General features: G+C 42.4%; 11 protein-coding genes and 1 tRNA gene. 7 read left to right on the plus strand and 5 right to left on the minus strand.

The genetic code is table 11. The features are described 5' to 3' along the window. Positions 1-83: 83 nt before the first annotated feature. Positions 84-1,238, minus strand: a complete 1,155-nt coding sequence (locus tag OL444_RS08770; RefSeq protein ID WP_264733593.1) for a hypothetical protein — start codon at positions 1,236-1,238, stop codon at positions 84-86. A gap of 358 nt (positions 1,239-1,596) precedes the next feature. Continuing rightward, on the minus strand, positions 1,597-2,337 hold the full coding sequence (locus OL444_RS08775; protein ID WP_264733592.1) for a hypothetical protein: 741 nt from the start codon (positions 2,335-2,337) through the stop codon (positions 1,597-1,599). Between the two features lie 457 nt (positions 2,338-2,794). On the opposite strand from OL444_RS08775, the gene OL444_RS08780 reads away from it, so the two are divergent. From OL444_RS08780 to OL444_RS08795, 4 genes are all read left to right on the plus strand, one after another. After that, the gene (locus OL444_RS08780) at positions 2,795-3,187 is read left to right on the plus strand and encodes a hypothetical protein (protein ID WP_264733591.1); all 393 of its coding nucleotides are present in this window, start codon (positions 2,795-2,797) and stop codon (positions 3,185-3,187) included. After that, positions 3,168-3,845, plus strand: a complete 678-nt coding sequence (locus OL444_RS08785; protein ID WP_264733590.1) for a hypothetical protein — start codon at positions 3,168-3,170, stop codon at positions 3,843-3,845. The genes OL444_RS08780 and OL444_RS08785 overlap by 20 nt, the downstream gene beginning before the upstream one ends. Continuing rightward, complete coding sequence (locus tag OL444_RS08790; protein WP_264733589.1) at positions 3,817-4,728, plus strand: HTTM domain-containing protein; 912 nt, start codon at positions 3,817-3,819, stop codon at positions 4,726-4,728. The genes OL444_RS08785 and OL444_RS08790 overlap by 29 nt, the downstream gene beginning before the upstream one ends. 78 nt (positions 4,729-4,806) lie before the next feature. Further along, positions 4,807-5,640 (plus strand): alpha/beta fold hydrolase, encoded by an 834-nt coding sequence (locus tag OL444_RS08795; protein ID WP_264733588.1) that lies wholly within the window; start codon positions 4,807-4,809, stop codon positions 5,638-5,640. A gap of 72 nt (positions 5,641-5,712) precedes the next feature. Here OL444_RS08795 and OL444_RS08800 read toward each other — a convergent pair whose 3' ends face one another. Beyond that, positions 5,713-6,090 (minus strand): VOC family protein, encoded by a 378-nt coding sequence (locus tag OL444_RS08800; protein ID WP_264733587.1) that lies wholly within the window; start codon positions 6,088-6,090, stop codon positions 5,713-5,715. Positions 6,091-6,367: 277 nt separating this feature from the next. Here OL444_RS08800 and OL444_RS08805 point away from each other — a divergent pair, with 277 nt between their 5' ends. After that, on the plus strand, positions 6,368-7,558 hold the full coding sequence (locus OL444_RS08805) for a cytochrome P450 (RefSeq protein ID WP_264733586.1): 1,191 nt from the start codon (positions 6,368-6,370) through the stop codon (positions 7,556-7,558). A gap of 22 nt (positions 7,559-7,580) precedes the next feature. Here the strand turns inward: OL444_RS08805 and OL444_RS08810 are convergent, their stop codons facing one another. Next, the gene (locus OL444_RS08810) at positions 7,581-8,516 is read right to left on the minus strand and encodes a terpene synthase family protein (protein WP_264733585.1); all 936 of its coding nucleotides are present in this window, start codon (positions 8,514-8,516) and stop codon (positions 7,581-7,583) included. A gap of 1,059 nt (positions 8,517-9,575) precedes the next feature. On the opposite strand from OL444_RS08810, the gene OL444_RS08815 reads away from it, so the two are divergent. Then, positions 9,576-10,607, plus strand: a complete 1,032-nt coding sequence (locus OL444_RS08815) for an alpha/beta hydrolase (protein WP_264733584.1) — start codon at positions 9,576-9,578, stop codon at positions 10,605-10,607. Positions 10,608-10,872: 265 nt separating this feature from the next. Here the strand turns inward: OL444_RS08815 and OL444_RS08820 are convergent. Continuing rightward, positions 10,873-10,946 (minus strand) — tRNA-Asp (locus OL444_RS08820). 169 nt (positions 10,947-11,115) lie between these two features. Here OL444_RS08820 and OL444_RS08825 point away from each other — a divergent pair. Then, the gene (locus tag OL444_RS08825; RefSeq protein ID WP_264733583.1) at positions 11,116-12,069 is read left to right on the plus strand and encodes an acetyl-CoA carboxylase carboxyltransferase subunit alpha; all 954 of its coding nucleotides are present in this window, start codon (positions 11,116-11,118) and stop codon (positions 12,067-12,069) included. The last annotated feature ends 2 nt before the right edge of the window (positions 12,070-12,071 follow it).

Consider the following 12,071-nt stretch of genomic DNA (forward strand, 5'->3'; position numbering starts at 1 on the left):
TAATTGAGCCTGCGCTAATCAGGCCACCCTTTTTAAATTACTCCCGGAGATACTGCCGATAAGGTATCTCCGGGAGTATGTTTTTAATACACCTGCGTAAACGTACCACTGTTATTCTGCAGGATACATGCCCAGCCATCTCCTGGCCTGCACAGGAAGATATGATTGGCTTTTCCGTTGGAATTATAATCGTAAGGGAACAATACATCTTTCCATGAATTGAGCGGGTAGCCGCCTATCCCAAATCCGGAGGAATATACCGGTGAAAAGGTGCCATTGGTATTTTTGACGATAAAGATATAAGCCGCTCCGGGTCTGTACAGGATCAGGTGATCTTCTTTTCCGCTGTTGTTATAATCGTAGGGAAGAATCTGATCATGCATATGTACCATATCAAACCCGCCAATGCCATGTGTAGATGTAAATACAGGAGTGAATACCCCGTTTACGTTTTTGAGTATCCACGCCATTCCTATAATGGAGCGGGTAATCAGCAGATGGTCTGCTTTTCCGCTGCCGGTGTAGTCGAAGCCAACAATTCTGTCCTGATTACGACTGAGGTCTGCGCCACCAATACCGGTAGTAGAGGTATACACGGTCGTAAAGCCATTGGCGGTTCTTTTCAGGATGCGGATATCTCCTCTGCCCGGGCTGTAAAAGAGCAGGTGATCTTTTTTGCCGGTACCAGCGTAATCAAAGGCAGTACCTTCATCTCCGGCATAGGTAATCGGAAAGCCGTCCACGCCGTTTGGAGAGGTATATACGGTTACAAAGCTACCGTTGACATTTTTGACAATACAGATCTTTCCGGTCATTCTGCCAAATATGACGAGATGGTCCATTTTTCCGCTGCTATTGTAATCATAGGGGAATATCCTGTTACGGATATCTCTCAGGTCAAAATTGCCAATACCTTGTCTGGTGGCATAAATGCCGGTAAATGCATTGTTTACATGTTGGGTTACCTGTACGAGGCCTTCTCCGGGCCGGTAAAAGAAAAAATGATCAGCTTTACCGGTACTGTTATAATCGAAGGGAAAACCCATGTCCAATCCATCGGCAAAATCGTACCCGCCAATGCCATGGGTGTTGATGAGAATCCTGGATACGGGTCCTTTTGCAGCTGCAGTACTATTATCTGTATGCAGGTCGGAAGCGGGAGTAGCTGTCTTTTTACAGGCGGAGAATAACAACACGCCACAACAGACATAGTAGGCGATAATGAGACGTAGTTTCATATAGGAGTGGATTAAAGGTGAAAAATCAACTGATGAGTAGATAAGGTTATTGGCGATCAGTTATCAGGCATCGGTCTTCGGGTAACATACAGGTAAGAAGCAATGATAACGTATAATGAATATACGTTTTTGAAAAGGGTATTTTATGATAGCGATAAAGTTAAAGCGGCCGAACTTGCCAAGGTAAGAGGGAATAAGGTAACAGTCAGTGTATTAGCGGTAAAGCAGAAAAGAGTGAAGTGCAAAGCAAAGTTATCACGTAAGGAAAAACGATTCTTTTCTGCGGGAAGTACAAGCATGAAATTGGCAGGTAAACCATGTGGGTTACCTGCCTGTTTTGTGTGGAAGGGAACAGCGTTTATTTTTTTCTACCCAACGCTGATACTTTTTGCTGAAGTGCTTTGATATCACTTTGTTGCTGTATAATATAGAGTGTAAGCTCTTCTACTTTTTGTACCAGGATCTTGTTGGCCTGACCCAATTCTATATCCGTTTGATTAGATGCGATACCTGGTAATGATTTGTTGGTGAGAATATGTTTTTCCACATCTGCTAACGGAGGCAGTTTGTAATCATTGTTAAATACAGACTGTTTAGCGCCGGCAGACTTTATGTTCAGGGCAGTGGCGCCTATACTGCCTTCTACGGTAAGTTTATAGGTGGCGGCAGCAGGATTGCCAATGGTTACGTTGCCATTTTGTTTGATGACAAATAAAGGGATATTGGCAAAAGCACTTCCTGCATTACCGGTGGTGCCGGAACCATAAAAGGTATAATCTCCGGTAACAGGATTTAATGCCAGGGAGCCGGCGTAGTTACCGGCGCTGCCGGCGCCGTATTTCCAGCCACCATCAAAGTAAGCATTAAAGCCAACGTTGGGCCAGTTGGAGATAGCATAGAGGGGCCAGTAGTTACCAAACTGCGCATGTGTGTTGTTGGCGTTTTCTACTTTTAGCTGGCCAATTACCTGCAATTTGGCAGAAGGGCTGGTAGTACCTATGCCCACATTGCCACTGGAAGGAAAGGAATTGGATTGTGCATAGCTGGTGCCTGCTGCTGCTAATAGCACAGCGGCGGAGAAAATGAATTTCCGAATCATAATGGTTTGTTTTTGGGGTTGAAAAAATACTTGCTTTGAGATGTTAATTCAGGGCTCGGTTCTTTTTCGTATAGCGTGTATGGTTGGTTAGGGTTATCAATATCAATAGGTATAATTATATCGCTGTATAAAGTTAATGGGAGTAAGTGAAATGACACAACAGGTGTGTTTATGGTGTTCCTGCAGCCAGGTAACGCTTCCTGATACTATGCACGAAGAAGGGCAACAGACCGATTGTATATCCATTAGTTAGGTAATTATTTTAATATGTAAGTTTTCATTTATCTGGCGAAATTTTTTATGCTTAGCTTAAAAAATAGTAACTTAACATACTTATGACAGGACTCCAAACCTCATGGAGAGATTTTTAAGTTTTATATACTCATGTGGATAACTACAGGCAGGATTCCGAAAATGCCTTTATAAAAGAGTAGGAGTAATCCCCAAAATGTAGATTATGAAAAAGCTAATGTGGTTAACATTATGCGTTCCTGTTTTATTATTATTTTCTTTCACGATTCAACAAAAGCAAACCAATGGTGTAAAACGGGTCAGTAAGAATCTTTACGCCGTATCCAGGGTAGCGGTTAAACATGTATCTGCAGAAGAGCAGGCAGAAATTAAAAAAGTCATCGCGGAGCACTATGGTATCAAGGATTTTGCAGAGAAAGAAATCACTATCTCAGCAAGAGATCCCAGAAACAGGGCTTCCGGAGGTATCTTTGAAACCTCCATTTATAAAGACTGGGTATCTACCCGTTTTATTTTCTGGAAATCTATCAGAGAGTTACCGCAGGAAGTAATCAGAGCTAACGAGATCTTAACGAAGTATGCAGCTGCGGGTAAATAAAGCATTAAAACGATGGCTGGCTGCATATGCAACAGCCATCGTTTGGTGGAAACAGCGTGTGTTATACAGTTGGATCATCTTTCACCTGTTGTTTATTTTTGTCGTCAATGCCGTTACGGTATATAGTTCCTATAAGGAGTTTCACAGGGAGCCTAATACTTTCCCACTGGCGCTTACCCTGGAAAAGTGGTTGAACAGCCATCCTGCCAGGTATTATGGCAGATATACCGGTGCCGAAACCGGCTATGGCTTCTTTGGTATCAACGTGCGATCCAATGGCTTATTAATGGGAGAATGCGCCGGAGAAGGCATTACTGCTGATTTCCATTCTTATGAAACGTCTCTTCGTTTTTTTTCCATGGGTAATGCTTTAACGGATGATCTCATGAAACCGGGGTCACTGGACAGTTTACATAAAAACGGTGCAGACAGTATGATGAGTGCATACAATCAGCTGGTGTTCAGAAATATAGCTGTCACACTTTTTCAGCGGCATCATTGCCAGGATACAACTACCTCGCTGAGTTATAATTTACTTGATTTTCCGACGTTGGCTGCCGTTAAAATCGGCGCCGCACCTGATTATACCCTGGTTAAACTGATTACAGTCGATTATAGCCTGCGTACACATGATATCCAATTTAAGAACCGGCAATAGTCCATCACCAGCTATTTACCCCAACTGGTTATTTTTCTTTCGGGTAAATATTGCTGGTTTTGCCTTATTACACTTCCTGGCTATTCAGCCGGATTTCGCAGATCTGTATTCCTACAAAGGCTATATCTATCCGGATATTATGGATACAACTACAGACTATATCAGTCCTACGTTGGTAAGCTTGCAAAACTGGCTGCATCGCATACACCTCCCGGTTGCGTATGAACCCCTGTTACTTTTTTGCCGGATAGCCTATCCAGTGGCTTTGATCGCATTGATAGGGGGCATCTTCACCCGTATCAGTGCAGTGGCAGCACTCTTGTTGCAACTGTTGCTCATCAAGTCAATCCATTTGTATGAGTATGGCATCGACGGCTATACAACCTTCGCCTTGTTTTATTGCTGCATCTTTCCCGTAGGTGCTGTTTACTCCTGGGATAACAAGAGAAAACGCAAGATGCCACTGCCCGACCATCGGCCTTTCCTTTTCCTGTTGCGGGCACACCTGGGGATTGCCTACTTTTTTTCCGGCTTTGATAAAGTAATTGGCGTTACCTGGCGTAACGGGGAAGCGTTATGGAAAGCCCTGCATAGCCACAACTACTACAGCCTTTTCAGTCTGGATTTTCTGGCTGATACCCCGTTCTTTGTGGTCTCCGGCTGGGCCACCATCATTGTGGAAATGGGATATGGATTGTTCATGAATCTCCGGCCGACCCGTAGGTATTGGCTGTATGCCATTATACTGCTACATGTATTTATCGCCTTCTTTATGGGATTGTTCTTTTTTTCTGCGTTGCTGATATTGCTGAACCTGACAGCTTATTATGTTCCTTATGTAAATCCGGCAGCTATGCGTACACCGCTACCTGTCAGGCGATAATCAGATATATTTATACCGGTGAAAATTCTGACAGTTCGTTCTAAGGAGTTTTGTCTTATCAAAACAAACAACATAACGATGAAAACAAGTAAATGCCACCACTCCTCCCGTAAGCGCCTATACGCTATTACTACCTGGCTGTTGCTCCTGCAAGTGATTTTCGCAGGCCATATCAAAGCCAATAAGCCCCCTGCTACTTTCGTGCTGGTACCAGGATCTTTTCAACCGGCCAGTGTATGGGATGCCGTGAAAAATGAATTACAGCAAAGAGGACAGCGGGTGATCATAGTCGCGTTGCCGGGCTATGGAAAAGATACCACGCCGCCTGCCAGTATACACCTGAACACATACCGGGATAAAGTGATGGCTGCGATTCAGCAAACAAAAGGAAAGGTCATATTGGTAGGACATAGTATGGGAGGGATGATCATATCTGCCGTAGCGGAAGCCATGCCTGGCCGGATTGAGAAACTGGTGTATGTGGGTGCTTTTGTGCCTAAAAGTAATGAGTCCTTGCTGGAGCTGGCAGCCGGTGATAAGGAAAGTGAGCTGCATGCCTTATTGGTGCCTGCCGCAGATTTCTCTACCATCAGTATCCGTGATGTGCATAAAATTCCGGATGTCTTTTGCGCCGATTGCCCCGAAGCAATAAAACAAAAACTCATAGCAGAAAATCAGCCCGACCCCTATAATCCTTCTAATGAGCGGGTGGCTGTTACGGCTGCTGCTTTCGGCAGTGTGGATAAGTATTACATCTATACCCGCCTGGATCGTACCCTGGGCATTACCCTGCAAAAACAAATGGCAGCAGAGGCGGGTATCAAAAAGGGATATACCCTGGAAAGTAGTCATTTCCCTCATTTATCCATGCCGACAGCACTTACTGATTTACTGATGAAAATAGGGCAATAATGGCTGGTGCAGGATAGAAGTATGGAGGAGATATACCGGAGGTGAGGCCGAAGTATCTCCGGCCTGAAGCAATTATTTCTTTTGTTTTAATTGAAATACATTGCCTTCAGGATCTTCTCCATCACAAAGCCAGAAGTCGTAGTTGTCGAAAGTGGTGATTGCTTTCATTGAAACAGCTTGCTGCAATAAATAATCTCTCACCGTATGAATGTCTTCCGTTATTTCAAAAACCATTTTGGTATTGTTATCAAATTTGAATGCTGCTGCATCAGGAGATAAGTAAGCATTACCAATTTTATGAAGGCCGATATGGCAATTGCCAGCTTTCAAAAGCAGCCATTCCGATGGGATTTCTTCTATGATCTCAAGGTGTAGGATGTCGACGTAAAAGCATTTCAGTTTGTCTACATGCTGAACAAAAAGAACGATGGTACTTAAATTCAGTTTCATATTAGGTTGGATGACGATGATGAGATAATGAGAGATGGGTGGTATGATCCATGGTTATAGATGCCTGCACGTCTCCCGTTGCAGATATGGGTAAATTAAGGAAAATAAAACATATGCAATATGAAATGGCATTAACGGGTGATATAAATGTTAAGCGATCGGGGGCTGTAAAACGGGTTTAAACTGAGTTGTAGTAACAATTTTCCAGGAATAAACGGGGAACTGTTATGCACTTTCATTTTAGTTGAACGTACTTGCAGAGATAATCACCCATCATATGGAAAATAATAATGCAGTTCCATATTCCTTACTGACTCCTATTCCATGGTTCCGGAAAATGCAGAAGGAAAATCCAGTTTTCTATGACAGGGAATCCACCCTTTTTAATGGTTCCAAAGGTGCCTGGTTTCTTTTCGGCTATCAGGATGTTGCACAGGTATTGTTGGATTACAGTACCTATTCTTCTGCATATATTCCCAAAACGGAAGATACTTTATTGGGAGATGTGTTGGTTTTTAAAGATCCTCCTGAGCATACACAATTGCGCCGGGTAATGGGAAAAGCGCTAGGCCCTTATCTGATGACTTATCTGGAAGCTTTTGTGGAGGAACATACCTATAAGCTGATGGAGCCATGGATGGCTAAGGGAGAAATGGATTTTATCGGAGATTTTTCGGCACAGTTACCTATCTGGACGAGCATGAAAGTACTGGGTATCAAAGAGGAGTATTTTCATGTACTAAAGGATTTGTCCTGCAAAATACTAACCAACCCCGCCTTGACAGGCGATTATGAAGCTTTTTTCAATGTGCAGAAAGAGGGGAAACAATTTGTGCAGGAAATTATCCGGGAACATGAATTGGTTCCGCAAGACGATTTTACCGGATTGTTGTTGAAGTCGAAGATAGATGACCGGCCATTACTCTTGCATGAAACTATTTCGCTTTGTTTTGCGGTAATGCTGGGCGGAGTGGATACCACCGTTGCTTTTCTGGGAAATGTGATGAGAGCACTGGTGACCTATCCGGAAATGCAGGCACATCTTATGCAACAGCCGGATGACTTACCTAAATTTCTGGATGAGACACTACGTTTTTATCCGCCATTATTCAGCTTCTCCAGGATGGCAGCCAAAGATATAACCGTTCGTGGACAGCTTATCCACAAAGGTGATATTGTTGTGCCGTGGCTGGGGGCAACCAATTTTGATGATACTGTTTTTCCGGATCCGGATGTTTTTGACATCAATAGAAAAAATATGGGGCAAATATTAAATTTTGGTCGTGGTGTTCACTATTGCCCGGGTGAATCCATCACCAAAATGGAAGCTCGCGTAGCCTTTCGCTGTATTTTACAACAGGCGAAGCATTTTCAGTTACAAAAAGATACAACGCTGTCACTCGGTCCAAGCACCACTACGAACTGTTTAAATAGTCTGCCGATTACTTTTGTACGGAATGACAGCTAAGCAATATGATTTGTACCAGGTGTTACTTTTTTTTATGGTATCTGTGGGTATCAAATATGCTCCAGTGATAATTGCCTATAATTACATCTTCAATTCCGCGAACATATCGTTGCACATCACGATTCCATTCTTTAAAATCCGGTAATGCATGTCTGAGTGCTTTAAATTGGGCGATTACTTCATCATGCATTTCATTAACGGCTGCAATGGCGCCGGATGGGGTGTAGTTTTCGTGCTGCTGTAATACCAATATCATATTGAATACATCATGTTCTTCCTGCTCCTTATACAGGGAGAAAAGATCATTGGAGTAGGCGATGATAAAACAGGAGGCTGCTGCCAGCTGTTTGATGCTGGGGTGTTCGATAATTTCCCAGGGTAACTCAAACTCATGTGTATATTCTACCATGTCGACAGAGGGAAGCATGCCAACGGATTTTTCCCTGATGCTGATATATTCTTCCCGGGTCGGAGAAGTTTGTTTTAATTGAAAAGGCAACTCTTTCAGGTCATATTCTATTACTTCTGCAATGCGCATGAGTACCCGGTTGTTGGCCCAATCGGTAGACATTGTCTGCCGGAATCTTTCATTCACGGAATGTTGCATACGCAGTACATCATTATCAGAAGGTAATAATGGCTGGCCAGCAGCAAGAGAGCGGATACGTTCCAGCCGGTTTTCGTAGTCTGCTACAGTTGTTAAGCTATAGGCATCATCAAGAATGAAGAGCATCAGCATTTGTCTGCCGAGGGTTGTCAGGTGGGTGATGTCACTATGAGGAAAGCACCGTGCAGCCAGAAAAGAGAACCGGGAGGTGCTGCATCTTTTCAGAAAATCCTGTGTAAACAAAGGGGATTGGCTTTGCCACATTTGCTCATCCGCTTGTGCTTCGAAGGCTAAGGAGCTGAGTGTTTGTGGGTACGGGTAATGGAAATCAGGAATAGCAAGATGATTCATAATAATAATTTAAAGGTTTATGTATGAGGTGATACTTTCCCCGGTATACGATACCTGGAGATATGCGGATGCCGGGCGAGGCATCGCTGAATAAATAATTCCAGGACCGCCTGGCAGGCTGTTATTTTTTGTCTGACAGTAAGTATCCGGTAGCTATTATTTTATCCGGATGAATACTTGCTCGTCTTTATAGTGGTATGTGATCGCCTTTCCCGCTGGCTAATTCCAGAGGTGTGTGATGAATATTCCGGGCACTGTAACCCCATTTATATTTTTCATTGTTGATGTAATGCTTTATCCAGCGAATTCAGGTCATTTATCTAACAGATCATCCGGCGGAATTGATTTGCATCGTTACATTCCAAAGTGAAGCTGATGTTCAATACTAATTATTTGTCAACAACCTGTATGGCTGCTGCTGATTCATATATGCTGGAATAAATACCACCTGTGATACGGAATGGAGAGTAGGTCTTTACTGATTAAAAGGTAGTGAAATAGCTATAATTACCGATCTGCTCTTTCATGTAGGTTAACATGTTGTCAACGTGTTAGTCTGTCTGTTGCAGGTATATCCTAAGTAAGTATACCATCATCCCGATTATGTTCCAGTGTAAAAGTAGTGGGAGCAGCTGCAATCGTATGTCAGATAACAGGGTTTAACAATAATTAACTAATCTTGTGGCGTATGTGGGAAAGGGAGCAATTTTACTATTATGGTGGCAATATGGCAAATGCCGTTTTTATAAAAAGGGGAAGCGGTTTTAGGAAGAAATGGAGCTACCTGGATTATTAGACAACTTGGTTGCCGGTCGGAGGACAATAAAAGTGATAGCGGTGGATTTCCCTGGAAATGAAGCGATGGAGAGGTGAGAATGGAATAAAATATTTTAAAACGATTAAATCCTTATTCGACAAGGGATCTTTAATGATTAAACATTAAAATAATAGCCGGTCATTATCATATTTGTATAACTTTCTCATTTGTATAACTTCCTCAATAAATGCAACTTTTAGGTGTACCAATGTGTCTTTAGAAATATGACAGAAAATAGAATTATGAAACGAAAAATTCTCAGAATCCTCAAATGGACCTTTTTATTATTTCTATGCATATTTTTTTTCAGGGCTTGTATTCCTTCAAAACAGGATACCGAATCCATTAAGCCAAGGCACTCAACTAAATATTGGGATCTAAAAACTGGGTCTAAAATTGCATATACTTTTATTGAAGGGAAAGGAAATAAAAAGCCTTATCCTGTTATTTATTTACATGGAGGTCCGGGTGGATATGTGCATTCAAAAGTGATAGAAGTTCTTGGGCAACTATCCGAAGACGGGTTTGATGTTTATTTGTATGATCAAATTGGAGGAGGCTTATCTGCCAGGCTCAAAAATGTAAATGAATATACCGCAACCCGTCATCAAAAAGACCTTGAAGCTATTGTATCGCTTTTAAAAGCAGAAAAGGTAATTTTAGTAGGACAATCCTGGGGAGGAGCTTTAGCAACGCTATTTACGGCGGACAATCCCAACAAAGTTGATAAAATAATACTTACCTGTCCGGGTGCTGTAAAACCAGTAAATGATTCTGTGGAAAAGTTGAAGGCCCCGCTAAGTTTAAATCTAAAAGATCCCATAGATGTCAACGGCAGTGTGATTTCATTTTTATTGAAACCAAGATATATTGCAATTCGTGTTTGGGCATTATTGGGAAAGAAAATAGCAAGTGATGCAGAAGCTGATAGCTATCTCAACAAAATGGCGGAGGAATTTACTAAAGGACTTGTTTACGATTCCTCAAAGACATTGACGGAAGAAGGAGGTGGCGGCGGTTATTGCAATATTAAAACACCAACAAGTTATAGGAGACTTGCAGACCCACGACCAAAACTTATTAATAACAATATTCCTGTTTTAATAATAAAAGGTCAGTACGATAATATTCCCTGGGGCAATACAAATGAGTATAAAGACATTTTTAAAAACAGTCAATTAAAAATAATTGAGAAGGCAGGACACGATATTTATATTGAAAAGCCTGACGAATATTTACAAGCAATGCAATTATTTTTAATTAAGCGTTCATGATAATAAACAGCAGCCAGGAAGAGTGCCCTATAATGCGCCGTGAAATCAGATATGCCTGAAAAATAAAAAGCTTGCAAATTAATGATTTGCAGGCTTTCTTACTTTAAGATTATCTCAATTAGCTGATTAGAGAGTAGAAGTGTGGATTTGCTCCCTGGACCTGTTACGGATCAAAATCTCTAATGATTAAGGGTAAAACTTATTGAATTATGTTTCAAAAAAAATGCCTTCAAGTCATTGGACTTGAAGGCATTTTAATAATCTGCGGACCAGACGGGACTCGAACCCGCGACCTCCGCCGTGACAGGGCGGCATTCTAACCAACTGAACTACTGATCCTTCCAAAAATATAAATAAGAACTTACTATCTTTCTGTCTCCCAATCCGTTGTGTTCTTCCGTTTTGGGATTGCAAAGATAGCAACAAAGTTCCCAATTAAGCAAATCTTTTTTAAAAAAAATTTTCAGCACTATCTTTACACCCGATCTTTAACCAATTTAATCAAATTATGCAATTCCTGGACTTCGAGAAACCTATCGCGGATTTATATGACCAGCTGGCTAAGCTGAAGGAAAATGGGGAAAAGTCTGGTGTAGATGTATCTGCTACTGTGAGCGAATACGAGCAAAAGATTGCCGATACCAGACAGCACATCTATACCCACCTTACCGCCTGGCAGCGTGTACAGCTGAGCCGTCATCCTGATAGGCCCTATACTCTGGCGTATATCGAAAAAATGTGCACCAACTTTACGGAACTGCACGGCGACCGGAATGTGAAAGACGATAAAGCGATGGTAGGCGGATTCGCGGACCTCGACGGTGAGACGGTCATGTTTATTGGCCAGCAAAAAGGTATCAACACCAAAATGCGTCAGCTCAGAAACTTTGGGATGGCCAATCCGGAAGGATACCGTAAAGCTTTACGCCTGATGAAGCTGGCAGAAAGATTCAACAAGCCTATCGTTACCCTCATAGATACCCCCGGTGCTTATCCTGGCCTGGAAGCAGAAGAAAGAGGACAGGCAGAAGCCATTGCCCGTAACCTCTTTGAAATGGTAAAGCTGCGGGTACCTGTTATCTGTATTATTATAGGCGAAGGTGCTTCCGGTGGTGCGCTGGGCATTGGTATCGGAGACAGGGTATTTATGCTGGAAAACAGCTGGTATACTGTAATTTCTCCTGAAAACTGTTCTACCATCCTTTGGCGTAGCTGGAACTTTAAAGAAAAGGCAGCAGAAGAACTGAAGCTCACTTCCGACTATATGAGCCAGTTTGGCCTCGTAGATGGCATTGTGCGTGAACCGCTCGGTGGCGCACATGGCAACCCGGATGAAATGGCGCAAATCCTGAAAGTTCGTATCAAGGAAACGTTGGCGGAATTAAGAAAAATTGATCCCGATACCCGTATTGAACAACGGATCGATAAGTTCTCCCGTATGGGTTTTTACGAGGAACGTTAAAA

This window comes from Chitinophaga nivalis (assembly GCF_025989125.1).
Lineage (GTDB): Bacteria > Bacteroidota > Bacteroidia > Chitinophagales > Chitinophagaceae > Chitinophaga > Chitinophaga nivalis.